Source organism: Streptomyces sp. NBC_00247 (genome assembly GCF_036188265.1).
Classification (GTDB): Bacteria; Actinomycetota; Actinomycetes; order Streptomycetales; family Streptomycetaceae; genus Streptomyces.
Genome location: NZ_CP108093.1, coordinates 3,799,318 through 3,823,490 on the forward strand (window position 1 = coordinate 3,799,318; position 24,173 = coordinate 3,823,490).

Genomic DNA, 24,173 nt, shown 5'->3' on the forward strand with positions numbered 1-24,173 from the left:
GAAGGAGGTGCCGCCATGGCGGCGGGCACGATCCGTTACTGGGCCGCGGCCAAGGCCGCCGCGGGCACCGCGGAGGAGCCGTACGCGGCGACGACACTGGCGGAGGCGCTGGACGCCGCGCGCGGACGTCACCCCGGAGAGCTGGTGCGGGTGCTCATGAGGTGCTCGTTCCTGGTCGACGGGGCTCCGGTCGGAGCGCGGCGGCATGAGACGGTACGCCTTGCCGAGGGCGGCACGGTCGAGGTGCTCCCGCCGTTCGCAGGAGGGTGAACCGGAGACGATGAGCAGCGCACAGAACAGGGACCAGAGCGGCGCCCGGCCGCAGGGCCGGGAGCCGTACACGTACGGCGACGGCGAGGCGTACCCCGAGCACGCCCACCCGGGCCGGCAGCAGTACCCCGGCGGCCCCGCCGCCGCACCGGCGTACGAGCAGCAGCAGGGCCACGGCGGGCAGCCGGAGCAGTACGGGCAGCCGGGCCAGTACGGGCAGCCGGGCCAGTACGGGCAGCCGGGCCAGTACGGGCAGCCGGCGCAGCACGGGCACGCGGCGCAGGGGTCGGGGTACGGCTCCGGCGGTGCGGACATGGGCTCCACGCAGACCTGGCAGGGGCAGACCTGGGACACCCAGTACCAGCCCACGGTCCAGCCGCAGCAGCAGCAGCCGCAGGCCCCGCAGTACCAGCAGCCCCGGGCCCCGCAGCCGCAGCACCAGCAGCAGCCGGTCCACGGGCAGCCCCAGGAGTACGGGCAGCCCGGCCGGGCCCAGGCGCAGTACCCGCCGCACGCGTACGGGCAGCAGGGGTACGGGCAACAGCAGCCCTCGCAGCCGTACGGGCAGCCCCAGCAGGAGTACGGACAGCCCCAGCAGGAGTACGGGCAGCAGCCCTCGCAGGAGTACGGGCAGGCCCCGCAGGAGTACGGGCAGCCCGGGTCGCCGTACGCGCAGGCGCAGCAGGGGTACGCCCCGCAGCAGGGTCCCCAGCAGGGCCCCCAGCAGGGCCCGCAGCAAGGCCCCCAGCAGGCGTGGGGGCAGACACAGCACCAGCCGCAACAGGCCGCGCCCGACGCGGCGCAGACGGCCTTTCTGCCGCCGGTCGCCGGTCCGCAGGCTCCCGCGCCGGCCTCCTACCCGCTGCCCGCCGAAGTCCCGGTGGCACCGGCGGGCCAGCCGCCGACGGCGGAGCGGTTCGGCGCGCCCGTGGGGGCGGCCACGACCGCTGCCGCTCCGGAGCGGCCCGGTGCGGAGGGGTACAGCGCTCCCACCACGCTCGGCAACACGCGGATCACCGACGCCCAGCGCGCCCGCGCCGAAGGCCGTTCGCCGATCATCGCGCCGGGCATGCAGCCCGCCGCGCTGACCGCCGTGCTCGGCCTGCTGGTGGCGGTCGGCGCCGCGCTCGGTCAGTACGCGCTGGCGGTGCCACTGGTGCTGCTCCAGGCCGTCACCGCGGCCGGGTGGTTCCGGCTCAACGGCATGTGGCCGGCCCGGCAGGGCATCGCGCTGGCCTTCCTCGGCGGGTTCGTCGCGGACATCGCGCTGCTCGCAGCCGGTCGTGAGCACGGCCCGGCCGCTCTCCTCGGCACGCTCGGGGTGTGGGTGCTGCTCACGCTCGTGCTCCAGCTGCGGAGCCACGCGGGGGCCGACGAGCGGATGCACGGGCTGATGGCCACCGTCGTGTCGGCGGCCCTCGCGGTGCTGGCGGGCGGGTACCTCGCGGCGGATCCGGACGTGGTGGTCGCGGGTGCGCTCGCCGTCGCCGCCGCCGCGCTGGTGCGCGCGCTGCCGCTGCCCGAGCCGGTCTCCGTGGCCGGGGCTCTGGCCGTCGCCGTCGCGGCGGGTGCGGTGGGCGGCGAGCTCGCCGGAATCGGTCTGCCGGGTGCGGTGTCGGCCGGCCTCGCGGCGGGCGTCTGCGCCCTCGTCGGGCTCCGGGCGGCCAGCTACGACTACCCGTCCCGGTTCGTCCACATGACGGCCGGTGTGGCGCTGCCGCTGACCGCCGCGGCGCCGGCCGTCTACCTCGTCGGCCGGATGATCGGCTGATCTTTCCGGGAACCGACCGGGTACCCCGCTTCGTCGCTCACTCCGGGCTTTCCGTGGCCGTGTCAGGCACATGGGAAGCCCGGAGTCCGTCGACGCGAGTGGGAGAAGAACAGGCATGCGCGCACTGCGAATACTGCTGATCGTCGTGGTGGTGCTGGGGGGCCTCTTCGTGGCCGTCGACCGCCTGGCTCTCCACTTCGCCGAGAACGAGGCGGCGGACCGGGTCGAGTTCACCGGTGCCACGGCAGCCTCGACCGACGTCTCGATCCACGGCTTCCCCTTCCTCACCCAGATCGCGGGCCGGAACCTCGACCGGGTCGACGTCACGCTCAAGGGCATCCGGGCGGGCAGCGACGGCAACACCATCCGGATCAACGAGCTGCGGGCCGAGCTCGACCGGGTCGTCATCGGCGAGGGGTACTCCAGTGCCCGGGCCGGACTGGTCAAGGGCACCGCGCTGGTCAGCTACGCGGACCTGACGGCCGCCGCCGAGGACGGCATCACCGTGCAGTACGCCGACAACGGGAAGGTCAAGGTCACCGGCAGCGTGGACGTACCGGGCCTCGGCAGCGTCTCCCGCAGTGTCGTCTCCTCGGTCACCCTGGCCGACGGCCGTACCGTCCGGGTCCGGGCCGACGTGGTGCCGGGTGAGGACATCCCCGGCCTGGAGGGACTGGTGCGGTCCCGCACCGACTTCGAGCGGAACCTCGGCGGACTGCCCGACGGTGTGGTGCTGAAGAAGATCGAGGCGCTTCCGGAGGGGCTGGAGGTCTCGGTGGAGGCCACCGACATCGCCCTCGCGGGCTGAGACCGGGCGGGCGTCCGGGCGTCCGGGCGGGGCGGCGCCGGGTTCGCCGTCCGTGGCGAGGGCGCGGGACCGGCGCCCGGATGGTGAGACGGGGGTGTCCGTACCGCAGATGTGACGCCGGTCCGGTCCCCCGGAGGGGGAGGGCGAAGGCCGGATCGCCCTCCCGTGTCTCGCATCTCGGACCATACCGTCTCATCATCCGGTATGCCGGTGACAGCCCCGCCCCCGGCTCCCTACGATCGGACACATGAAACGACAGGCGGATCTCACGAAGCGGCGGGCAGTAGACCTGTGCCGCGTCGCCGCCATGCTCTGTCGCACCTTCTGAGCAGGACGTTTCCGTTCCGTCCCGCTTCCCTCCGGCCCCTCGACCGTTGAACCGTCGGGGCCGGTCCGTGCCCCGGTACACGCCCACGCCCGGCGTCCGCGTGTACCCGCAGCACTCTTCACTCCGCACGACACCGCCGCAGACTGCCCCGGAGGAGAACAGCATGAGCCGCAGCGACGTACTGGTCGACGCAGACTGGGTCGAGGCCCACATCGACGACGCGCAGGTCGCCATTGTCGAGGTCGACGAGGACACCTCGGCGTACGAGAAGAACCACATCAAGAACGCCATCCGGATCGACTGGACGAAGGACCTCCAGGACCCGGTCCGCCGTGACTTCGTCGACCAGGCCGGCTTCGAGAAGCTCCTGTCGGAGAAGGGCATCGCCAACGACACCCTGGTGGTCCTCTACGGCGGCAACAACAACTGGTTCGCCTCGTACGCGTACTGGTACTTCAAGCTCTACGGCCACGAGAACGTCAAGCTCCTCGACGGTGGCCGCAAGAAGTGGGAGCTGGACTCCCGCGACCTGACCGACGCCGTCCCGTCGCGCCCGGCCACCGAGTACAAGGCCAAGGCCCAGGACGAGTCGATCCGCGCCTACCGCGACGACGTCGTGGCGGCCATCGGCACCCTGAACCTGGTCGACGTGCGGTCGCCCGACGAGTTCAGCGGCAAGCTGCTCGCCCCGGCGCACCTTCCGCAGGAGCAGTCGCAGCGTCCCGGCCACGTGCCCGGCGCCCGCAACATCCCGTGGTCGAAGAACGCCAACGACGACGGCACCTTCAAGTCGGACGACGAGCTCAAGGCCCTCTACGAGGACGAGCAGGTCGACCTGGCGAAGGACACCATCGCCTACTGCCGCATCGGTGAGCGCTCCGCGCTGACCTGGTTCGTCCTGCACGAGCTGCTCGGCCAGGAGAACGTCAAGAACTACGACGGTTCGTGGACCGAGTACGGCTCCCTGGTGGGCGTGCCGATCGAGCTCGGCGCCAACAAGTAATTCGCAGGACCCCTCGACCCAGAAGGACTGAACACCATGTGTGGAGCACAGGCCGGCGGCCCCGACGCTTCGACCATCAAGCCCGGTGAGACGACGATCCAGGGCAGCGTGACCCGCGACGGCGAGCCCGTCACCGGTTACGTCCGTCTGCTGGACTCGACCGGCGAGTTCACCGCCGAGGTTCCGACCTCTGCGACCGGGCAGTTCCGCTTCTACGCGGCCGAGGGGACCTGGACGGTCCGCGCGCTGGTTCCGGGCGGCAGTGCCGACCGCACTGTCGTCGCGCAGACCGGTGGCCTCTCCGAGGTGGCCATCGCCGTCTGACCGACATGAGCCGCTGATCGGGGCGGCCCCGGCGGGAGCCGGGTGCCGCACCGGTGAGGCAGGGCCGGAGGGCCGTACCCCAGGGGGTTGGACGCCACCTGTGACAGAAGGGGTGCGGCCCTTCGTGCTGCCCGTACGCTGGAAGCATGTACGCCCGGCGCCGGCGCGGTTATTTCCTGCTGATGGGCGGATGCGTCGTCCTCTTCGTGTCCGCCTGGGCCGTCGTGCGCCTCTGGTCCGTGCCGGCCGCCGTCTGTATGTGCGTGGTCGCCATGGTCATCCCGCCGATCGCCGCGATGGTCGCCAACCGCCGCGGACCCGAGGACCGTTGGTGGGACGAGTACCCGTCGGGGGACCCGAAGTCCGACGAGTGGTGGGACGAGCTGGACGGCAGGAAGCGGCGCCGGTAGGGCTGTCGAGGCCCGTTTGGCGCCTGACGGGCCGTCAGTGTCCGTCAGTAGACGAGCGCTTGGGTGCCGTCCGCCATCGCCTCTTGGACGAAGACCTGCGCCCCGGCGATGCGTACACCCTCCAGGACGTCCCGCTCCGTGATGTCGCGTCGCGCCGCGCACTGGGTGCAGAGGGTGATCCGGCCGCCCGCCATGATCGACTCGATGAGGTCGGGCAGCGGCGCGGCGTGCGGGAGTTCGAAATCGGCCGCACGGCCGGGCAGGGCGAACCAGGCGGACTCCCCGGTCAGCCAGAGCGAGACCTCCACCCCGCTGGCGACGGCGACCGCCGCCACCGTGAACGCCTGCGAGCACCGCTCGGCGGAGTCGGCCCCTGCGGTCACCTTGATCACGAGCTTCTTCGGCATATGCCGAACTGTAACCGTCCACCGTGCAACCCCTCCTGTGGCCTGTGGGTCTGTTGTGTGCGCAGGTAATGGAACCCGCGCCTCAGGTCTCTTATGGGGGGACCCTTTTGGAACCGAAAGACACCAATTCCGGCGATGTCGTCCCGTCGCCGGACGGGCCGCAGGCCGCGAACACTGGTGAGAACCTGAACCCGCCCGCGCCTTCCGCGCCCGCTGCACCGCCCCCGCCCGCCGCACCTCCCGCGCCCGCCGATGCCGTGGCGCCCGCCGGCGCCGTGCCGCCCGCGCCGTTCGTGCCCGTGCCCCCGGCCGCCGCGCAGGACCCCGCCGCCGAACCGGCCCCGGATGCCGTCCGCCGTCGTCCGCGCGGCCGTACCTCGTTGATCGTGCTGGCCGCCGCCGTGCTCGGCGTGGCCATCGGTGGGGCCGTGGGGTTCGGCGTGCAGGCCGACCGCGACCCGACCCCGCTGGGCACGCTCGCGCACGCGCGGCTCGCCTACCCGGCGAAGCCGGGCAAGGCCTCCGACCCGCTGCCGGTGGCCCAGGACCGCCAGGTGAAGACGGACGGCGACCTGACCGAGCTGCTGCTGAGCGCCCCCAAGAACGCCGACGTGGGCGAGGGATACGGCACGGGCTGGATGACCCTCTCCGACTACGCCTCGAATTACGAGAGACCCGACTACATGTTCGACGACCTGCTGGGCAGCGGCGTCCGGCGCCTCGCGGAGGCGTCCTGGGCGGAGGGCGAGCACCGCGAAACGAAGATCAACCTCGTGCAGTACCGCTCCGGTGACTCCCTCGGCGCCGCGGACCACTTCGCCGCGCAGATGAACTACCTGCCGTACGAGGAGGGGGCGGACAGCGAAGGCGACCCCATCAAGGGCAGCCTCGACGGCCGCTACTTCATCTACCCGGTCCAGCGCGAGGCCGGATACCTGCCGATGTACCAGGCCAGGGCCATCGCGGTGCGCGGGGACATCGTGATGGACATCTTCGTTTTCGACTCCGAGCCGATCGGCAAGAAGACCATCCGGAGCCTGGCCGAGCGCCAGTTGGAGCGGCTGTGAACGACGAGAAGAACGAGGCCGTGACCCCGGACGCCGTACCCGGCACGCCCGTCGATGCCGCGCCCGACGCCGCGCCGGTCCCGGACGCGGCGGCCGCCCCGGCGGCGAAGGCCGGTACCGGCCGGGTGATGCGGGTGGCGCGGTACGTCGTGCCGGCCGTGGTCGTCCTCGGCGTGATCGCCGGGGCCGGCGTGTACACGAAGAACACCGTCGACTCGGCGGACCGCACCTCGCCCACCGTCCTCTGGCCCAAGGGCGCGCCGAAGGAGTACGGAAAGGCGAAGGACAAGGAGAAGGATCTCGGAACGGCCGCTCTGGCGGGCCGGTCCGACTCCGAACTCAGCAAGCTGCTCCTCCCGGCGACGAAGGACTGGCAGCTCGGCATGGACGTCGGGGAGCTGAGCAACGACAGCGTGATCAGCGGCAAGGAAGCCACGGCCGTCTTCAAGGAGTCGGCACACGGTCTGGCGGGCAAGGACCGCCGCGCGTACGAGAAGCGCATCGACCGGATGAAGGTCCAGGGGCTGGCCCAGCGGTCCTACGTGTCGCCGCAGTCCGGGATGACGGCCGTCATCGGGGTCGTGAAGATGAAGGACACCAAGACGCTGTACGACCTGTGGTCCGCCGACACCGGGTTCATGGACGGGCTCGACGTCTTCCGCGACGGTCCGAAGATCAAGGGCTACAAGAAGGCCCTCTGCTTCCGGTACCCCAAGAACGAGGACGGGCTCGACGGCGTGACGTGCACGGCGTACGAGGGCGAACTCCTCATCAGCGTCGACGCCGAGGGGACGGAGCCCATGAGCATGTCCGACGTCGCCGATCTGGTGAAGGACCAGCTCGACCACATCAAGTCCCCGGGGGAGTACATATGACCGAGCAGACGGTGGCCCCGCAGCCGCGGGCCGACACGCCCGCGCCCGCCCCGGTACCGGACCCGGCGGAGCCCGCACCCGCGTCCGCCCCCGCCCCGGCGGAGGTACCGCCGGTCCCGGCGCCCGCACCGCCGGTCCCGGCGCCCGCACCGCCGCCGCTCCCCGGGGGACCAGCGCCTCTGCCTCCCCCGCCCGCCGGGGACGCGGCCGTGCCGGTGGGGGACGCGGCCGTACCGCTGGTGAGCACGGGGTGGCAGGAGCCCCCCGCGGGTCCGCGGAAGCCCCGGCGCGCGCTGCGTGCCGTCGCGCGCTGGACCGCCGCCGTGCTGGTCTTCGGTGCCGCCTCGGCCGGGACCGCCTACGGGATCACCTCGATGGAGCGGACCGACGTGCCCGGCCTCTCCACCGTGAGCGACGGCCGGTGGGACTACCCCGAGCTCGCGCTGCCCGCGCTGCCTCCCGGCAAGGCCCGCCCCTTCGACGCCTCCAACGACGCGGAGATCCACTACGCCGACGTGCGGAAGCTGCTGCTGCCCGCCCCGGCCGGGTCGGTGCCGGACAAGAAGCTCACCGGCGACTGGGTCCCCTCGGCGCAGTTCCTCTCGGAGTTCGCCGGGGACGACCGGTCCCACCTCGGACAGGTCCTGACGGACTCCGCACTGCGCCACACGGCGGGGCGCGGCTGGACGATGCCGGACGGCACCTCGACCAAGATCTACCTGCTCCAGTTCAACTCGGTCGCGTTCGCCACCGACCTGGGCGACGAGCTGTCCATGCGCAACGGGGAGCAGCCGCTGCCCGCCGGCGTGACGGGTCTGGTCCTGGACGATTCCTGGCCGGACGACACGATCTCGGCCGACGTCCAGCCGTACGTCTTCGACGAGGAGAAGCCGTACGACAAGGAGCACACCCGGGTCGCGTACGTCATCGCGGGGGACACCGTCGCGATGATCGAGCAGTCCCGAGGGGGCGGCGGGAAGGCGGCGAAGGTGCCGTTCCAGCAGACGGTGATCCTCCAGAACCAGCTGCTGGGCTGATCCCGGCCGGTGCCCCACCGCCGAGGCACCGCGCGGACCTGAACGAGAGAGCCGGGCCCCTACCGACTAGGCTGGGGCCCGGCCCTGTATTGGCGCCATTGCAGCCATTCGCTCGCTACGAGGAGCTCCCGTGCTTGAGGTTTTCTTCTCCACCCTGCTGGTCCTGGTCTGCGTCGGCGTCCTCGCCTTCGCAGCGGTGACCGTGAAGAAGCTGTACCAGGGCCAGCGCTGACCCTCGTCCGACCCTCCGCCACTCCCTCACAGATCGCCTGAGCCGCTCATGATCTCGATTCCGTCCGACCTTCACCGGGACCTCGTTCCCCTGGCATTCCTGCTGGGCAACTGGGCCGGCGCGGGCGTCGCCGACTTCCCCGGCGACGAGAAGTGCAACTTCGGCCAGGAAGTCTCCTTCAGCCACGACGGCCGTGACTTCCTCGAATACGTCTCGCACTCCTGGGTGCTCGACGCCGAGGGCAACAAGGTCCGGCCGCTGGAGTCCGAGTCCGGCTACTGGCGGATCGACGAGAACCGCAAGGTCGAGATCGTCATGGTCCGCGACCAGGGCGTGGTCGAGGTCTGGTACGGCGATCTGGCCGAGAAGAAGCCGCAGATCGACGTCGTCACCGACGCGGTCGCCCGCACCGCGGCCTCCGGCCCGTACAGCGGTGGCAAGCGCCTCTACGGCTACGTGAACAGCGACCTCATGTGGGTCGGCGAGAAGGCCACCCCCGACGTCGAGCTGCGCCCCTACATGTCGGCGCACCTCAAGAAGGTCGTCACGGCGGAAGAGGTCCAGGAGATGGCGAAGAGCCTCGGCGACCTCCCGGACGACGGCATCGCCTTCTTCAAGTAGGCCGCGCCCGCTCCGGACGGCCCTCGCGCCACGGGACGCCGGCATCCCCCTCAAGCGTGTCGCGAAAGTAGCGCCGTCCGCCCGCCCGGCGGGGCGGGTGCCGCTTTCGCCCATGTCACTTTCGAAACACGGCCCAGGGAATGCCGTGCGGGGAGCCGTACACTGGCCCCGTGGTCAGCACCGACTGGAAGACCGATCTCCGGCAGCGCGGTTACCGGCTCACGCCGCAGCGCCAGCTGGTGCTGGAGGCGGTCGACGCGCTGGAGCACGCGACGCCCGACGACATCCTCTGCGAGGTGCGCCGGACCGCGTCGGGGGTGAACATCTCCACGGTCTACCGGACCCTGGAGCTCCTGGAGGAGCTCGGGCTGGTGAGCCACGCCCACCTCGGCCACGGCGCGCCCACCTACCACCTGGCCGACCGCCACCACCACATCCACCTGGTCTGCCGGGACTGCTCGGGCGTCATCGAGGCGGACACCGAGGTGGCGGCCGAGTTCACGGCCAAGCTGCGCGAGACGTTCGGCTTCGAGACCGATCTGAAGCACTTCGCGATCTTCGGCCGGTGCCGCGCCTGCTCCGCCGGGGCGGAGCCCGCGGACGCCGGGCAGCGTTAGGGCGTGTGTCGAACATCGAGTACCGGGCCGGGCTCGGGCTCGCGACGCGGAACTCGGTACGGGCCCTGAGCGCCCGGTCCCGCCCGGCCCCACGGCCGCGGGGCGCGCGCCGTACGCTGGTCGCATGAAGAGCCCCCTGCTGTCCCTGCCCGGCGCCGTCCCCGCCGAAGGCCGCGACGAAGGTGTCGCCGCGCACTACGGCGACCTGTTCCGCGAGCAACGCGCCCTCACCGAAGGCGACGGGTTCGTCGACCTGTCGCACCGGGGTGTCGTCACCGTCACCGGCGACGACCGCCTCAGCTGGCTCCACCTGCTGCTCACCCAGCACGTCACGGACCTCGCGCCGAACCGGGCCACCGAGGCGCTGATCCTCTCCGCCAACGGCCACATCGAGCACGCCCTCTACCTCGTGGACGACGGCACCACGACGTGGGCGCACGTCGAGCCGGAGACGCGCGCGGAGCTGGTGGCGTACCTGGAGTCGATGAAGTTCTTCTACCGGGTGGAGGTCGCCGACCGCACCGAGGACTTCGCCGTCGTGCACCTCCCGGCCGGCTCCATCACCGAGGTGCCCGAGGGCCTCGCCGTACGTGAGGAGCCGCACGGCCGGGACGTGTTCCTGCCGCGCGCCGACCTGGAGACGTACACCGCCGGGGCCGGTCCGGCCGCGGGCATCCTGGCGTACGAGGCGCTGCGCGTGGAGGCGCACCGCCCGCGCCTGGGCTTCGAGACCGACCACCGGACCATCCCGCACGAGCTGGGCTGGATCGGCACGGCGGTCCACCTGCAGAAGGGCTGCTACCGGGGGCAGGAGACCGTCGCGCGCGTCCACAACCTGGGGAAGCCGCCGCGCAGGCTCGTCTTCCTCCACCTGGACGGCAGCGAGGTGCACCTGCCCGGCCACGGCACCCCGGTCCGCCTCGCCTCGGACGGCGCGGAAGGCCGTCAGCTCGGCTTCATCACCACCTCGGCCCGGCACCACGAGCTCGGCCCGATCGCTCTCGCGCTGGTCAAGCGGAACGTCGCGGTGGACGCCGAACTGCTCGCCGGGGACACCGCCGCCGCGCAGGAGACGATCGTCGAGCCTTAGTGGCCGTCTCCGGGCTGGTGGTGCCCGGACCTCGACCGGCCTCTCAGACCTCGATGAGCACGGTGAACGGGCCGTGGTTGGTGAGCGTGACGCGCATGTCCGCCCCGAACCGGCCCGTCTCCACCCGTGCCCCGAGCGCCCGCAGTCGCGCCACGACCTCGTCCACCAGCGGCTCGGCGACCTCGCCGGGCGCGGCGGCGTTCCAGGTGGGGCGGCGCCCCTTCCGGGCGTCCCCGTAGAGGGTGTTTTGCATGTGGCGCAGGTGGGGGGCAGTAGCTCACACCTGGTGAGAGGGAGAAACCCCAGCTCAGGGGCCAGACCGTAAGGTCTGGCCCCTTCCTCATTTCTCCGGCTGGTTCAGGCCGTTTCCGGCCCCTGTGCTGACTCAGTGCTGACCAGCCACGGGGCTCCGCCCTGCTGGTGACCTCGCGCCGTTCAGCGGCCGTGAGACGGCTTCTCGGGCTCTGCTCTAACCGGGGTGGTGGCCGAGTGGGGTTCATGGGCCAGTGAGCCGCCAGGGCCCGCTACGAGGACAGGGCGGAGAGCGTGCCGGTCTATGCAAAGACGGGCATAGTCGCCAGTGCGCATAGACGTACCTCCGCCACCCCTCATACGGTTACTCAGGTCGGCCCAACCGGGGCCGCAATGCAGGGGGTTGGGCATGTCGGAGCGTGCAAGGCTTACACGGCTCACGGGGAACGGGAACGGCGAATGCGGGCAGGGGGACTGCCCTCACGTTTATTTGACCGAGTCCGGATCGTTCATCGTCCAGGGAGACATCTCCCACGCCTTCACGCCGCCGGACGGCGAAGGGCTCGTTGAGATCCCCGAAGCAATCCTGAAGGAGGCCATTCGTGCTCTTGGCTGGTAAAGCATGGCAAGCGCAGTTCCAGACTTTCCGAAAGGAAGCATGGCGACTGGAGACGCGTCCTGCATACCGCGTTCCGCAGGAGGCTGAAGAGTTGGCACGCTTCCTGTCCGGGGCGCGCTTTCCCGGGCCGTATGAGGATGACTGGACGGCGCTGATCCGCAAGCACAGGGAGACGGGCGGATCGATTGGGCGCGTGCACATCGTGACGCGCCCCCTTTCCGATTACTTGCGTTTCGAGTTCGAGCGCTACTACCGCCATCAAGCCCCCATCGGAGAGGACATCCGGATTCTCGACGTGACGGACCGAGAGAATCCTTTGCCGGAGGTAGATGACTTCTGGATGTTCGATCGCTCCACTGTCGTTCTCATGAAGTACGAGAAGGATGGAACTCAGGTGGAGCGAGAACTCTATGAGGGCGACGTCTCGCCGTTCCTCGAATACCAGCGCATCGCCGTTTCGGAGTCGATCCCGTTCATGGAGTACGTGGCTGCGTGACGATCGACCCCGAGCAGCTTGGACAGTCCTCTCGGGAACTGGCCGCGATGCTGCGGAACCTGCGGAAACAAGCCGGTCTCTCTGGAGACCGGCTTGCCGCGCGTTGCAACATGTCACAGTCCAAGGTGAGCCGGATTGAGAATGGGAGAGTCCGCCCTTCCCTGGTGGACCTAGAACGCATTCTCACCGCCCTAGACGCCCCTGCGCCCCTAATGGCAGAGGCATCGGCATTGGCGCGCATCGCCGCGACCGAGTGGCAGGATGCGCGAGGCATGCGCAGAAAAGGGCTGGACAAGAAACAGCTTGAGCTAGCCGCCCTCGAAGCCGCGTCTACGGAGTTTCGATTCTTTCTTCTTTCCATGCTTACGACTTTGCTCTCAACGCCTGAATACATCAGGGCTAGCCTGGCCCATATTCCTGGCGACCACAGCAAGGCGGTGGCCAAGAAGCTGGAAAGACAGGAAATCCTGTACGACCGTGCCAAGCGGTTTACGTTTATCCTGACGGAGCAAGCAATCCGATCACCCTTTCTTCCGGATTACGCCATGGCCATGCAGATCGACCGATTGGCCTCTCTTTCGCATCTGCCAAACATTCAAATCGGAGTCGTGCCTTTGGGTACTCGAATGCCCGGCTGCCCCTTGAATACCTTCACGGTCTACAACGGACGTTTGGCTACGGTAGAGACGACAGCCGGTGTGATGGTTTTCCGAGACCCGCGCGACATTCGAATGCACTTGGAGGAGTTCGCGGCATACGAAGGAATCGCATTGTTCGGCGAGGCCGCAAGAGAGAAACTTGCTGATTGGTCTACCGCTTGCCGCTCTTGATCTTTAACCCAAGACAGGACTGACGCGGGGATGTGCCCGTGATTCGGGAGACCATCGCAGTTACACGCGAACAGGCAGAGGAACAGGAAGGCGCACGGTATGACCGAACTGGCGCGGACATCCATGAGCGGACCGGTACACCTGGCCCTACCTCTGCCACCCCCGAAACCGGCCGACGGCTGCGGGGTCTGTGAGGGGCTTGCCGTCCAGCGGCTGGCGGCCAGGGACAGGGGCGACCTGTCGGCGGCGACCGACGCCGATGTCTACATCCGGAGCCACCCACACGCGGCCATCCGTGCGGGGGGACCGGTGCGGGGGGTGTCGGCATGACCGAGAGCGCTCCCATCACGTACTCACAACCGGCCGTAGAACTAGGTGACTTGGACCACTGGTTGTACGAGGCGAACCCCGTTCCGGGCTGCCGGGACTGCACCACGGCCGCGCGGAAGCTCGACCTTGCGGAGAAGGCGGGCAGGCAGACGGAGCGGTTCGAGCTGGCACGGTTCATCCGTGAGCACAGGACGCACGGCAGCAACGCCGCGACGGCGGAGAAGCCGGGGGCGGGGCGCGACGCCGAGACGGTGACCAGGCCCCTTCTCCACAGAGGAAGGCGGGTGCGCTAATGCGTTCGCTCACCCGGTTCGTGAAACACCGGATCACCCAACACCCGGACACCGATGTGACGTTCGAGGCCGAATGCCTCGGCTGCAAGTGGAAGGCGATGCCGTCGACGGACAGTGCGGCCGTCGACATCGAATGCATGAGCCACACGGGGCGGAGCAACCATCGGGGCTTCCGCCGAATCTGTACCTCGTTCGCGGCGGTCGTCCGCGACGAGTGACCCAAGACCCCCGGCGCACTGTGAGGACGGCGAGAAACCCTCTGCCCATCGGTGCACCGGAAGGGGCACGGCCTAAGCGTGAACGTGCCCCTGTGCTGGCCCCTGCCGACTTCTTGCGCGGTCGGCAGGGGTCGGCATCGTGAGACCCATGTTCGAGCCCCACAGGGGCGCAGAGAGGCTTTCAGCGGTGCGACTGCGTGTGTTCGTCCTGGTGGAGAGCAGAGGGCCGAGAGGCCCCCGGTTCCTCATGGTGAAAAACCTGGTGACGGGCGAATGGGGGTTGCCGGGCGGTGACATACCGGCCGGAGAGTCGATCCCGGAAGTAGGCGCGCGCTTTCTGGAGTTGCAGGCAGGGTTAGAGCTGTACCTCGCCCGCCTGCTGGCGTTCGACCAGACCACGGCCGAGGACGGCGAAGAGATCCTGACGGCGGTTCTCGACGGGGGCTTCCTCGGCCCGGAGAAGACCCGCATTCACAACCGCCTGTCCCGCACGATCGGCACGCTACTGCCCATGAAGTGGATCACCATGGCAAGCGTTGCAAAGGACGGCGACCCCGGATACATGAACCATGCGATCGTGAGCCGACTCATGGGAAACCTGACGGCTCCCGTCCTGGTGAACGGCCGCAACGATATGGAGCGCCGCGAATCCCCCGAGGGGTGAATTTCCGGCCGGCCGGGGCGTGGAATTTGAATTAGCGAGGAACAAAAAAAGGGCCCCCGTACCCTTTCGGGTACGGGGGTAAGCGCAGAAGCCTAGCTAGTGGCGGCCTTGATAACCTGAACGGCCGCAGGATTGTCCACCGCAAGTCCAGCAATTCGATAAGTCGCACGGAAGCCTGTGGCGTCCTGGCCGAAAGCGTAATCCTCGGACATGGCAAGCCGAACATCAGAGCGCAGGCCGACGTGAATTCGCGTCGGGTCGGCGACAATTACCGTCCTAGCGGGGAGGTTCGCGGAAACGTAGATCGGGAGACCGAGACCGGCCTTAGTCACCGGGTCGGTAACGTGACCAGCCAGATATCCGCCATTAGCGCCGTTTTCGCGCTCACGCCTAAGCGCCTTCCCGCTGTCAGGGCTAGCCCAGATGACTCCCGGAACAGCTCCGGCCGCCTCGATATCGGAGAAGCCATCGATAATCGCATCCCACTTGACCACCGTATTTCCAGTGGCCAGGTTTACGGCAGTCCCCATACCAGCCTTCGTAAGACCGTAAAGGGAGGCCGTCCCCGTGCCCTGGAATGCGTCCCGGTCCACTTGAGTGGCGATGTTCCGGAGCATGACACCGGCGATCAGGTCACGCATCGAGAAAGCGGCGTCCTCCAAGATCTCATTCGAAGCGCGATACAGGTCCGCGTACTTGACGGGAGTGAAGGTCGTGCCCCCGAAAACGGGAGTGGCTTCCGGAATCGTGGCACCTTCCGCAACAACGCCCGGCAAGGTGGTGCTGTTGAGGCTCGGCAGAACAAACGACCCGCCTTCGAAGCGGTGAATGTTGATACCGGGAACGCGCATAAACACGCTGGCCGCGCGCAGAAACTCAACGGCTCGATCCGCCACGTTAACGGGAACGGCGAATCCGCCAGCGCCGGGGCTGCTTTCCGCGATAAGGGCGCGGTATTCCCCAGCTGACGGAAGAATCGACCGCCAGGTGTCAGCTTCCCCAGGCAGCCCCGGAACACCGACAGGCATGACAAGCGCCCCGGCCTTGTCCGACAGGGTGCGAGCCTCATTCTCACGATCAATTCGCGCCCGGTCCTCCCGGGCATCGACAGCGCGCATCTCCATGTACTTCAGGGTTTCCTGAATCGCCATTCGAGTTTCCGGGGATTCAGGTCCGTTGGCTCCGTTGACCGCTGCCAAAATCTCGGTTCGCGCCATGCGTTCCTCGGCCGGAACGGAGTTGATGACGGCCGCAATCTCGCGGGCCGAAAGGCCCCGGTCCTCGGATTCGGCAGAGTCAAAAATCTTGCGAAGCTCAGTCTTCACGCAGGTTCCTTCATAGCTTGAGGCCGAGTGCGGCCATGAAAAAACCGCCCAGCACTCACAATGAGTGGGGCGGTTCAAATTGGGGCGGGTTTATTTGCATCTTTGGTCGGCGAGATGCGCTATCCGTTGCTCTTCGAGCTTGGCCACGTAGCGGACGCGGCGGACCGCTACGCGGGCCAGGTACTTGCAATTCGCATTGCAGTACCGGCGGGGTCGTCCCGGACCGGCTCCAACTTCGAACGGTTCAGCGCACGTCCAACACTTCAGCGTTACTGCCTTAATCATTTTCCTGTCTCCTCGCATCGGTCGCGAGTGCGAGCGTGAGTGAACCCGCTCGGCACTCATGACCTTTGGAGTCAAACCATGAGTGCCGAGCAGTTCCCTGCAACACCGCCCGTGCCGCGCTTCCTCGATCCCCGATCCGGTGGAGTCGAAGTTTTCCGTTGCTACGTAACTCAAAGACCTGTTATCGGCGCGTATGCCGCACCGATAAGAGAGTGACGGCGGTCACTATGGGGACCGAGCCTCGGCCGGATATCGGTCCCACCAATCCCGGCTATTTCGCGGACGCGCACGCCGAGGGAAAGCGGCGGGTGCGGAAAGGGCCGCCCGGATCGTTTGAACCTCCCCCTCCCCATGGGGCGGGCATGCCTCGGCGGAGTAAGAGCCCTGAACGGCGCTGTCGGCGCCGATGGAAAGGCTCCGGCCCGGACAGGGCCGCGCGTAGTCCGAACGGCCCGCCTAGGCCGTTCTATTGCCTCTGCTGGAGTTGCGCGGCCCGCAGGCCGGGAGAAGTTTCTCAATACTGTTCGTTCGCCTCGGCTCCCGAACAATCAAAATTGGCCGTTCCGGCCGGCTGCGGATAGCATTTTTGATCGCATTGAAAGTGACCACTAAAGGCGCCCACGGGGGCGCCTCTTAGCTCTGCATAAATAAAGGGCACCCCTTCGAGGGGGTGCCTATAATGGAATCCCTCGGCTCTATCAGCCTCGACCAAGGCTGAGAAATACTGCTCCGGCTCTTACGGCCGGAGCGAGCAAGGCTCTGCTTCTGAGCTATAGCCCTGGCTCGACCGCCAGGGCGTGTTGTTGCTACTGCCTGGCCTTGATCGGCCAGGGGATGACTGCGGAGCGGAGCGAAGCAGCTAGGGCCCCTGAGGGGGCCTTTCTTAAGGCCATAAGTTGCGCCGAGGGTCGTTCAAGCCGCCTCGGCCCGCCTCGGTGCCCCTTGCGGGCGTTCGCCCGGCAGGAGACGGAACGTCGTCTTGGCTCCGCGCTTGCTGCCCACGGTCTCAACGTCCAGCCATCCGGCGTCAGTTAGGGCTGTCACGCCGCGTTCGGTGTAGCGGCGCAGGTTCCCCGCCCGGTCGCGTACGCCGACAGCGTCAGCGAGCGACCGCCAAGGGATGGTCACTTCGGCCTCATCGCCACAGAGGCGCGCTAGCTGCCTCGCCACGGCCTGCCCGCTGCGCGGCACGCACAGAGCCGCGTCGGCGTACCAGAGGGCCGCCTGACCGCCAGGGGGAGCCGTCTCGGCGGCGAGCGCGCACCCGCGCTTTCGGAGCTTCACCCGACGCCCCTCTATGGCGTCCGCGTACCGGTCCAGGAAGGCCACTTCAGCGGCTCACTTCCTGCTGATCGATCCACCGGTCAACGTCGGCCAGCCGGAAGCGCAGGTGCCCCCCGATCTTGCGGGCGGGGAGCCCCAACGCTCGGTGGTTGTTGTAGACCCAGGCCGCCGTCACACCCAGGTATACCGCCAGGTCGGCGACGCTCATCAGTCGTCCGTTCGTCAAGCCTGATCCCTCCACTCATCTCGTCCGGCGATCCGCCGCCGGACTCCTTTCGAGTGTGGAGACGACCCCCCTGGCGAGGTCAAGTCTGGATGTGACAGGTCTGGACTGGACACCGCCAGATGTGTCGTGCCAATGTGCCCCTGTAAGTTGCTGCTCATGGCAAAGGGACATGAGCAGCGCACCGAATCAGAGATGCGCGAAGGGACTAGCGTTCAAAAGCGAGTCGGGGCATGGATGGTGACCTTTTGGTGGCCGATCGATGCGACCACGGGGGGACCTCGGAGCGTCTATGTCGAAGCGGCAGAAGACGCGGAACCGCAGGAAATTTCCCGGGGGGTTTCTACCACGGTTCTTCGGCAAATCAACATTGCTGAGGTGGTGGCGGAAGTCGAACCGCTACTTGGTAAGCTACGCACGGCCAAAAAGTCGATCGAAGAATCGCAGAAGGTATTTTCGGACCTCCTGAAAGAGGGGATCACCGACGAATATCTGGCTGTGCTTTCCATGTATTACGTCGATAGCGTCAACATGGGAAAACGTGCACCCATTCAGGATCTGGTCATCTGGACGGGCAGGAATCAGGCGACTTTGAAGGGCCACCTCAGAGAGGCCCGAAAGCGTCAGATCCTTACCAAGGTTGAAGGCAAAGCCGGGGGGCAGCTCACCGAGAAGGCGCTAAGCCTTTTGGAGGGCTTTCAAAATGGCCAAGGTTTTGAAGAAGTGCGACTGCCGTAGTAAGACCCGCTGCGAGCACCCGTGGACGGTTCGCTATCGGGAACCGGGTGGCAGGGCCGGTAATCAGCGTGAGAAGTCTTTTGCTCTCAAGAAGGATGCCGAAGCGTTCGGCGTGAAGGTTGAGCGAGAAAAGGACCTAGGGAGCTACGTCGACCCCAAGCACGGTAAGCGCCTGGTGACCGACGTCTTTCAGGAGTGGTCCACAGGGGGCGACCGGGAGAACGTCACCCTCGAAGGGTACGAATCCATTTACCGGATGTGCATCGAGCCCTTTTGGCGGACGAAGACGATAGGGGGCGTTCTCCCGAAAGACATTGACGCCTGGTGCGATTGGATGCGAACGGATCTCAAGTACGCCGTCTCGACGGCGTACAACAGGTACACGGTCCTGTCGGCCATGTTCGGCTACGCGTACAACAATCGGTATATCCAGTTCAACCCGATGAAGGGTGCCAAGGGAATCTCTAGGGCGAAAGCCCAAAGGGAGTCTAAGGCTAAGATCCAGATTCCTACGATCCTGGAGATTCGAGAGATCGCGGACGCCATCCGCCCGCAATATCGGGCGCTGGTATGGGTAATGGTCGGGTGCGGTCTCCGGATCGGGGAAGCGTCCGCTCTGACCGTGGACAGTATCGATTTCGCTAACCACTCGCTTCGGGTGAACCGACAGGTAGCCAGAGATTCCACCAAGAGGGAAGACGGCATCCCGGATGGGGCGAGCGGTCGGCTATGGGTGCGGAACCTCAAGCACAAGGGTGAGGAATTCGCGCGGACCCTGCCTCTTCCGGATTTCGTCTCAACGGAACTGCGTAGGCATCTACGGGACCATAAGCCGTGGGGAGAAGACGGCTACCTCTTTCCCAATATCACCCGGACCAATTATCTGGACAGAAGTGCATGGTCGCGGGTGATCCTTGGTGAGGCTGTCGCTGAAGCCGGTATCAGCCGGACGGTCCGTGGCCACTGGTTCCGGCACTACTTCGCGTCCGTCTGCCTGGCTGCTGGTGTCCCCATCACGGATCTCGCCAACTGGCTCGGGCACTCGTCCCCGCAGATCGTGTTGGACACGTACGCACACCTGATGCCCGATGCGCCGGACCGCACCAGGACGGCCATGGACGCGGCACTAGGCGGGGCCGATGGCGGAACCTTGGTGGTGGACCTCCGAACGGGTGACGTGCTGACCGGTGCTGATGCGGTGCTGACTTTCCCCGCACATCGGCACTCCGTTGCAGGTGGGAGGCGCGTAGTCGCTAGTAGAGGGTGAACTGCGAGATGACCAGAAGCGGTGCGTTCACGTCGGAACAGGACTTCTCGCCCTCCAGGACGCGCATCGACCAGAGCTTCCGGGCGAGCTGGGCCGCCTTCTCCGGGGTGTCGTCGTGGGTCACTCCGACCAGCACGCACAGGCCCTCGCCCATGATCTCGCCGACGACTCCGGTCTCCGGGGCGGCTTCGGTGCCCTCGGACACGGAGACGCTCGCGCCATCCACTCTCTGTACCACTGCACGCATACAGACCAACCTATCTTGGGCTGAACGGGTACAGAACCCCGGCGTCGGCCCCGGGCGGGGTGGCACGATGCACGATGTCGGTGTGCCGACGCACCGGCCGAGGGGACGGAAGAGTATGAGTACCTATGGAACGGGACAATCTCCCGGTGCCGTACCGACGAAGCCCGCCGCCATGCGGCCGCCCGTGCAGCGGAGCGTACCGGGACCGGAGGGCGGTCCCGGGGCAGGGGCCGCCGTCGCTCCCGGACGCACGGCACTTCCTGCCGCTTCGGCCGGTTCCGTACCCGAACAGGGCGCCGCGCACCCGGTTTCCGAGGGGCTCGGAGCGGTCCGCCCGCAGGCCGGGTTCGGCGGGCTCCGGCTCCCGGCGCTGCGGACGATGCGCCGGGACGCCCAGCGGGACGAGGCCGATCTCAGCTACGTACGCCGGCTGGTCCAGGGCCGCATCGACATCCTGCGGGCGGAGCTGGCGCGCCGGCAGGCCCCGGAGTCCCCGGTGGTGGACCGGCTTCCGGAGATCCTCGCGGACGCCCCGTCGCTGCACCGCACCTCCGCCCGGCACGTCACGCTCCGCACGCCGCGCGGCGACGAGTACGCCAGGCTGGCCGCGGAGACGTTCGCCGAGGTGGAGCTGTCCGACCTGGAAGCCCGTACGGACGAAGAGCTGCACGCCGCGATGGGCAGGCTCGTCGGCTGTGAGAAGCAGGTCTCGCGCCGCCGCCACCAGCTCCAGCGCACGGCGGACGAATGCGGCGCGGAGATCGCCCGCAGGTACCGTGACGGGGAAGCACAAGTAGACGATCTGCTCGCCTGAGGCGACCCTTCCGGGAGCGGGTCCAGCTCCCGGAAGGCCCTCATGACCAGCAATGACGCCCTCGCCTCCCCCTCCGGCCCCGGTACCCCGGCGGTAAGCCCGGTCCTCGCGGAGGTAGTGCGGTCCGGGTTCCTGGAGGGCCGGCACCGGGGCTCGCTGGTGCTGCTGGCGGCCGACGGCAGCGTGGAGTTCGCGCTCGGCGATCCGGCGGCGCCCGTCTTCCCCCGCTCGTCGAACAAGCCGATGCAGGCGGCCGCGATCCTGCGGGCCGGTCTCGACCTGTCGGGCGAGCGGCTGGCCCTCGCCGCCGCGAGCCACTCCGGGGAGGACTTCCACCTCGCGCTCGTCGCCACGATGCTGGCCGAGCACGGGCTGAGTCCGGCCGACCTGCAGACCCCGCCGGATCTGCCGCTGGACCCGGTGGAAGCCGAGGCGTACCTCGCGTCCGGGCGGCTCCGGGAGCGGATCACCATGAACTGTTCGGGCAAGCACGCGGCGATGCTCGCCGTCTGCGTACTCAACGGCTGGGACACCGCGACCTACCTCGACCCGGCGCACCCGCTCCAGCGCCTGGTGCACCGGGTGGTCGAGGACGCGGCGGGCGAACCGGTCGCCTCGGTCGGTACGGACGGCTGCGGCGCCCCGCTGATGGCGATCGGACTGACCGGGCTCGCGCGGGCGTTCCGCTCCTTCGTCCTGGCGGAGCCCGGGACGGCGGAGCGGCGGGTCGCGGACGCGATGCGCGCCCACCCGGAGTACGTGGCGGGCACCCGGCGGCCGGACACCTGGCTGATGCGCGAGCTGCCGGGGACCCTGTCGAAGATGGGTGCCGAGGCCGTGCAGGCGCTGGCGCTGGCGGACGGTCGCGCGCTGGCCTTCAAGGTCGAGGACGGCTCCACCCGGGCGCTCGGCCCGGTACTGGCCCGCGCCCTCGAACTCCTCGGGGTGGACGCCCCGGTCGTGGCCCGGGTCGGCCGGGCGCCGCTGATGGGCGGCGCTGCGGAGGTCGGCGAGGTCCGGGCGGCGTTCTGACGGTTGCGGGGTGGCCGGGGGCGCGGCTGAGGAAACGATTCCTCGCGCGTCTCCGGCCGGCCTTGATCGGTCGCGGTCCGTCCTCCGGTCAGTCGCGGGTGACGGACTGTTCGACGAGCGCGACGGTGGCCCGGGGGTCCGCCACCTCGATGACCAGGCGGTCGTAGGTCTCGGCGTCGGCGAGTTCGATGACGACCGCTTTGTTCGGGTTCTTCACGTCCCAGAAGAGACGTTCGCCGTGCCGGAGGAACCGGCCGGCGGTGATGACACCGGGGAGGTAGGTGCCGCCGACCCGGATGCCCTTCGGCTCGCGGGCGATGCCGGGGTCGTGGGTGGCGCCGCGCACGTGGGCGAGGGGGATCTCCAGGCGGCTCTTGAGGCTCCAGAGCTTGTCGAGCCCCTCGATTTCGGCGATCAGCAGGCCACGTTCGCGGTCGATGGAGATCAGGGCCATGTTCAGTGCTCCTTGGGGGCGGCGGGCTGGGCGCCGGCTGTGACGGGCCGGGCGCGCAGGCGCAGCCGGGCGCCGAGGACGGTGGAAGCGGTGTGCGGGGCGTCCGCGCCGTGGGAGGGGCGCAGGGCCTCCTCCAGTGCGGCGATGCCTTCGGCGACCAGGGCTGCGACCTCGGGGTCGTGCGGGGCGCGTTCGGCGGCGGCGAGGAGCAGGAGTCCGGCGGCGGGGCCGTTGTCGAACGAGGCGATCGCCGTCGACAGTGCCCGCGCGGGGTCCGTGAGGGTGGCGAGGGCCGTGGTGGCCGGGTGGATCTCGTGGTCGAGGTGGTTGCGCAGTGCGGTCAGATGCAGGCTCCGCTTGGAGCCGAAGGCCTTGTAGAGGCTGCCTCGGTGGATGCCGGTGGCCATGACCAGGTCGTCGACCGAGGTGCCCTCGAATCCGTTGGCGGCGAAGAGGGCTGCCGCCGTGGTGACGGCCTGATCGGTGTCGAAGGCGCGGGGTCGTCCCATGGGCAGGAGCGTACGAGTAAGAGAACGATCGGTCAAGAACGGGCGTTCTCCAACGTGGGGGATCCGGCCGAAGGGTGCCGTACGAGGACTCCGTGCGGTGCGGACGCGGCGCCGGTGGCGGGGAAATGCGGGCGACAGGGTGGGGTGGGCGGCCTAGCGTGGCGGAATGGGCCTGGACATACGTGTGATCACCGCGACCGAATTTCCCGCCTGGCTGCTCGCCGTCCGCAGGGGGTTCCTGGAGGCGTCGGCGAAGGGCCTCCAGGAGGATGCCGCGGCACGGCTGGCGCGCACCGACCTCTCCCGGGTGCGGGGCGCCTTCGACGGGGAGCGGTGCGTGGCGACCTTCCGCTCGTTCGCCCAGGAGCTGACGGTGCCCGGCGGCGCGCGGGTCGCGGTGGACGCGATCAGCGGGGTGACGGTCGCGCCGACGCACCGCAGGCGGGGCCTGCTCAGCCGGATGATGGCCGCCGACCTCGCGGAGGCGAAGGAGCGTGGCGAGGTCGCCGCCACCCTGATCGCGGCCGAGTACCCGATCTACGGGCGTTTCGGCTTCGGCCCGTCCACCTCGCTCACCGAGTGGGAGGTGGACCTCCTCCGCTCGGGCCTGGACCGCGGTGACCCGCTCGCCGGTGGCGCACCGGACGGCGGCCGGGTCGAATTCGTGGATGCCGAGGACGTGACGAAGCTGGGCCCGGAGATCCATGCCGGGCTGGCCGCCCGGCAGCACGGTGTGGTCGACCGCCCGGCCTCCTGGTGGGGCCTGCACACCGGTGTCGGCGTGCAGGCGGTGGACAAGTGGACCGAGCCCTTCTACGCCCTCTACCGCTCCGCTTCCGGTGAGCCCGAGGGCCTGGTGACGTACCGCACCAAGGACGACTGGAGCGACGGCAAGCAGCCGCGCGACACCGTGATCGTGAGTCAGCTGATCGCGACGACCCCGGCGGCCGAGCGGGCCCTCTGGCGCTTCGTGTGCTCCATCGACTGGGTCACCACGGTCCGCTCCGGTTACCGCGCCCCGGACGACCTGCTTCCGCTGCTGTTGCCCGACCCGCGCGCGGCCCGGGTGGTCACGCACACGGACTGGCTGTGGACGCGGGTGCTCGACACCGCCCGCCTGCTCGCGGCCCGTACCTACGCGCGGGACGCCACGCTCGTCCTCGACGTCCGCGACGACGCCGGTCTCGCGGGCGGCGTCTTCCGGCTGGACGCCTCCCCGCACGGCGCGGTGTGCGCGCCCGACACCCGGAGCCCTGATCTGACGCTGGACGTCCGGGACTTGTCCGCGGTGCAGCTCGGCGACGAGTCGGTCCAGCGGCTGGTGGCCCTGGGCCGGATCGACGAGAACCGCCCGGGGGCCGCGGCGCTGGCGGACGGTGCTTTCCGCACCGCCCGCCGGCCGTGGTGCCCGGACGTGTTCTGAGCGGGTGGCC

General features: G+C 68.7%; 30 protein-coding genes and 2 pseudogenes. 24 read left to right on the forward strand and 8 right to left on the reverse strand.

Features of this window, described 5'->3' with window-relative positions:
• The first annotated feature begins 15 nt into the window (after positions 1 to 15).
• From OHT52_RS16160 to OHT52_RS16185, 7 genes are all read left to right on the forward strand, one after another.
• Positions 16 to 270: a MoaD/ThiS family protein gene (locus OHT52_RS16160; RefSeq protein WP_328720841.1), complete on the forward strand. Its 255-nt coding sequence runs from the start codon at positions 16 to 18 to the stop codon at positions 268 to 270.
• A gap of 313 nt (positions 271 to 583) precedes the next feature.
• Positions 584 to 2,041, forward strand: coding sequence for a hypothetical protein (locus OHT52_RS16165; protein WP_328723761.1), 1,458 nt, complete (start codon positions 584 to 586; stop codon positions 2,039 to 2,041).
• Between the two features lie 115 nt (positions 2,042 to 2,156).
• Positions 2,157 to 2,849 (forward strand): LmeA family phospholipid-binding protein, encoded by a 693-nt coding sequence (locus tag OHT52_RS16170; protein WP_328720843.1) that lies wholly within the window; start codon positions 2,157 to 2,159, stop codon positions 2,847 to 2,849.
• A 247-nt stretch (positions 2,850 to 3,096) separates the two neighbouring features.
• Positions 3,097 to 3,177, forward strand: a complete 81-nt coding sequence (locus tag OHT52_RS31495; protein ID WP_350310325.1) for a putative leader peptide — start codon at positions 3,097 to 3,099, stop codon at positions 3,175 to 3,177.
• Between the two features lie 163 nt (positions 3,178 to 3,340).
• The gene (locus OHT52_RS16175; protein WP_328720844.1) at positions 3,341 to 4,180 is read left to right on the forward strand and encodes a sulfurtransferase; all 840 of its coding nucleotides are present in this window, start codon (positions 3,341 to 3,343) and stop codon (positions 4,178 to 4,180) included.
• Between the two features lie 36 nt (positions 4,181 to 4,216).
• Positions 4,217 to 4,504 (forward strand): DUF1416 domain-containing protein, encoded by a 288-nt coding sequence (locus OHT52_RS16180; protein WP_030590573.1) that lies wholly within the window; start codon positions 4,217 to 4,219, stop codon positions 4,502 to 4,504.
• Between the two features lie 146 nt (positions 4,505 to 4,650).
• Positions 4,651 to 4,914 carry a DUF3099 domain-containing protein gene (locus OHT52_RS16185; RefSeq protein WP_328720847.1) on the forward strand — a complete coding sequence of 88 codons (264 nt, stop codon included), beginning with the start codon at positions 4,651 to 4,653 and terminating at the stop codon, positions 4,912 to 4,914.
• 44 nt (positions 4,915 to 4,958) lie between these two features.
• Here OHT52_RS16185 and OHT52_RS16190 read toward each other — a convergent pair whose 3' ends face one another.
• Positions 4,959 to 5,321 (reverse strand): DsrE family protein, encoded by a 363-nt coding sequence (locus tag OHT52_RS16190; protein ID WP_327176566.1) that lies wholly within the window; start codon positions 5,319 to 5,321, stop codon positions 4,959 to 4,961.
• A gap of 257 nt (positions 5,322 to 5,578) precedes the next feature.
• Between OHT52_RS16190 and OHT52_RS16195 the strand changes: the two genes are divergently transcribed.
• The 6 genes from OHT52_RS16195 (at position 5,579) to ygfZ (ending at position 10,860) form a co-directional block, all read left to right on the forward strand.
• Positions 5,579 to 6,388 (forward strand): hypothetical protein, encoded by an 810-nt coding sequence (locus OHT52_RS16195; RefSeq protein WP_328720850.1) that lies wholly within the window; start codon positions 5,579 to 5,581, stop codon positions 6,386 to 6,388.
• A complete protein-coding gene (locus OHT52_RS16200; protein WP_328720851.1) occupies positions 6,385 to 7,263 on the forward strand; it encodes a hypothetical protein in 879 nt (292 codons plus the stop codon). Before OHT52_RS16195 ends, OHT52_RS16200 begins: the two co-directional genes overlap by 4 nt.
• Positions 7,260 to 8,300 carry a hypothetical protein gene (locus tag OHT52_RS16205; RefSeq protein WP_328720853.1) on the forward strand — a complete coding sequence of 347 codons (1,041 nt, stop codon included), beginning with the start codon at positions 7,260 to 7,262 and terminating at the stop codon, positions 8,298 to 8,300. The genes OHT52_RS16200 and OHT52_RS16205 overlap by 4 nt, the downstream gene beginning before the upstream one ends.
• 280 nt (positions 8,301 to 8,580) lie before the next feature.
• Complete coding sequence (locus OHT52_RS16210) at positions 8,581 to 9,153, forward strand: FABP family protein (protein WP_328720854.1); 573 nt, start codon at positions 8,581 to 8,583, stop codon at positions 9,151 to 9,153.
• Between the two features lie 170 nt (positions 9,154 to 9,323).
• Positions 9,324 to 9,770, forward strand: coding sequence for a Fur family transcriptional regulator (locus OHT52_RS16215; RefSeq protein WP_328720856.1), 447 nt, complete (start codon positions 9,324 to 9,326; stop codon positions 9,768 to 9,770).
• A 124-nt stretch (positions 9,771 to 9,894) separates the two neighbouring features.
• Positions 9,895 to 10,860, forward strand: a complete 966-nt coding sequence (gene ygfZ, locus OHT52_RS16220; protein ID WP_328720858.1) for a CAF17-like 4Fe-4S cluster assembly/insertion protein YgfZ — start codon at positions 9,895 to 9,897, stop codon at positions 10,858 to 10,860.
• 43 nt (positions 10,861 to 10,903) lie between these two features.
• Here the strand turns inward: ygfZ and OHT52_RS16225 are convergent.
• Positions 10,904 to 11,113, reverse strand: a pseudogene (locus OHT52_RS16225) (D-aminoacyl-tRNA deacylase); the annotation flags it as partial.
• Positions 11,114 to 11,521: 408 nt separating this feature from the next.
• On the opposite strand from OHT52_RS16225, the gene OHT52_RS16230 reads away from it, so the two are divergent.
• The 6 genes from OHT52_RS16230 to OHT52_RS16255 all read left to right on the forward strand — a co-directional run bounded on the left by OHT52_RS16230 (position 11,522) and on the right by OHT52_RS16255 (position 14,562).
• Positions 11,522 to 11,731: a hypothetical protein gene (locus tag OHT52_RS16230; protein WP_328720860.1), complete on the forward strand. Its 210-nt coding sequence runs from the start codon at positions 11,522 to 11,524 to the stop codon at positions 11,729 to 11,731.
• Positions 11,715 to 12,227 carry a DUF6879 family protein gene (locus tag OHT52_RS16235; protein ID WP_328720862.1) on the forward strand — a complete coding sequence of 171 codons (513 nt, stop codon included), beginning with the start codon at positions 11,715 to 11,717 and terminating at the stop codon, positions 12,225 to 12,227. Before OHT52_RS16230 ends, OHT52_RS16235 begins: the two co-directional genes overlap by 17 nt.
• A complete protein-coding gene (locus tag OHT52_RS16240; RefSeq protein WP_328720864.1) occupies positions 12,224 to 13,057 on the forward strand; it encodes a Scr1 family TA system antitoxin-like transcriptional regulator in 834 nt (277 codons plus the stop codon). Before OHT52_RS16235 ends, OHT52_RS16240 begins: the two co-directional genes overlap by 4 nt.
• Positions 13,058 to 13,437: 380 nt before the next feature.
• A complete protein-coding gene (locus tag OHT52_RS16245) occupies positions 13,438 to 13,680 on the forward strand; it encodes a hypothetical protein (protein ID WP_328720866.1) in 243 nt (80 codons plus the stop codon).
• Entirely contained in the window at positions 13,680 to 13,898 is a 219-nt protein-coding gene (locus OHT52_RS16250) for a DUF7848 domain-containing protein (protein WP_328720868.1), read from the forward strand. Before OHT52_RS16245 ends, OHT52_RS16250 begins: the two co-directional genes overlap by 1 nt.
• Positions 13,899 to 14,145: 247 nt before the next feature.
• Entirely contained in the window at positions 14,146 to 14,562 is a 417-nt protein-coding gene (locus tag OHT52_RS16255; protein ID WP_328720869.1) for a hypothetical protein, read from the forward strand.
• A gap of 92 nt (positions 14,563 to 14,654) precedes the next feature.
• On the opposite strand, the gene OHT52_RS16260 is transcribed toward OHT52_RS16255, so the two are convergent.
• The 3 genes from OHT52_RS16260 to OHT52_RS16270 form a co-directional block, all read right to left on the reverse strand.
• Positions 14,655 to 15,887, reverse strand: a complete 1,233-nt coding sequence (locus OHT52_RS16260; protein ID WP_328720871.1) for a phage major capsid protein — start codon at positions 15,885 to 15,887, stop codon at positions 14,655 to 14,657.
• Between the two features lie 1,197 nt (positions 15,888 to 17,084).
• Positions 17,085 to 17,501: a hypothetical protein gene (locus OHT52_RS16265; RefSeq protein ID WP_328720873.1), complete on the reverse strand. Its 417-nt coding sequence runs from the start codon at positions 17,499 to 17,501 to the stop codon at positions 17,085 to 17,087.
• Position 17,502: 1 nt separating this feature from the next.
• Entirely contained in the window at positions 17,503 to 17,682 is a 180-nt protein-coding gene (locus tag OHT52_RS16270; RefSeq protein ID WP_328720875.1) for a helix-turn-helix domain-containing protein, read from the reverse strand.
• A gap of 156 nt (positions 17,683 to 17,838) precedes the next feature.
• Here OHT52_RS16270 and OHT52_RS16275 point away from each other — a divergent pair, with 156 nt between their 5' ends.
• Positions 17,839 to 18,417, forward strand: coding sequence for a hypothetical protein (locus tag OHT52_RS16275; RefSeq protein WP_328720878.1), 579 nt, complete (start codon positions 17,839 to 17,841; stop codon positions 18,415 to 18,417).
• A 442-nt stretch (positions 18,418 to 18,859) separates the two neighbouring features.
• A complete protein-coding gene (locus OHT52_RS16280; RefSeq protein WP_328723762.1) occupies positions 18,860 to 19,684 on the forward strand; it encodes a tyrosine-type recombinase/integrase in 825 nt (274 codons plus the stop codon).
• Here OHT52_RS16280 and OHT52_RS16285 read toward each other — a convergent pair.
• Positions 19,674 to 19,931, reverse strand: a pseudogene (locus tag OHT52_RS16285) (D-aminoacyl-tRNA deacylase); the annotation flags it as partial. The gene OHT52_RS16280 and the pseudogene OHT52_RS16285 sit on opposite strands and share 11 nt — an antisense overlap.
• A gap of 115 nt (positions 19,932 to 20,046) precedes the next feature.
• On the opposite strand from OHT52_RS16285, the gene OHT52_RS16290 reads away from it, so the two are divergent.
• A complete protein-coding gene (locus OHT52_RS16290; RefSeq protein ID WP_328720880.1) occupies positions 20,047 to 20,745 on the forward strand; it encodes an RsiG family protein in 699 nt (232 codons plus the stop codon).
• A 42-nt stretch (positions 20,746 to 20,787) separates the two neighbouring features.
• The gene (locus OHT52_RS16295; RefSeq protein ID WP_328720882.1) at positions 20,788 to 21,777 is read left to right on the forward strand and encodes an asparaginase; all 990 of its coding nucleotides are present in this window, start codon (positions 20,788 to 20,790) and stop codon (positions 21,775 to 21,777) included.
• 88 nt (positions 21,778 to 21,865) lie between these two features.
• Here the strand turns inward: OHT52_RS16295 and OHT52_RS16300 are convergent, their stop codons facing one another.
• Both OHT52_RS16300 and OHT52_RS16305 read right to left on the reverse strand, forming a co-directional pair.
• A complete protein-coding gene (locus OHT52_RS16300) occupies positions 21,866 to 22,231 on the reverse strand; it encodes a hypothetical protein (protein ID WP_328720884.1) in 366 nt (121 codons plus the stop codon).
• A 2-nt stretch (positions 22,232 to 22,233) separates the two neighbouring features.
• Positions 22,234 to 22,740 carry a TetR/AcrR family transcriptional regulator gene (locus OHT52_RS16305; protein WP_328720886.1) on the reverse strand — a complete coding sequence of 169 codons (507 nt, stop codon included), beginning with the start codon at positions 22,738 to 22,740 and terminating at the stop codon, positions 22,234 to 22,236.
• A gap of 166 nt (positions 22,741 to 22,906) precedes the next feature.
• Here OHT52_RS16305 and OHT52_RS16310 point away from each other — a divergent pair, with 166 nt between their 5' ends.
• Positions 22,907 to 24,163: a GNAT family N-acetyltransferase gene (locus tag OHT52_RS16310; protein WP_328720888.1), complete on the forward strand. Its 1,257-nt coding sequence runs from the start codon at positions 22,907 to 22,909 to the stop codon at positions 24,161 to 24,163.
• The last annotated feature ends 10 nt before the right edge of the window (positions 24,164 to 24,173 follow it).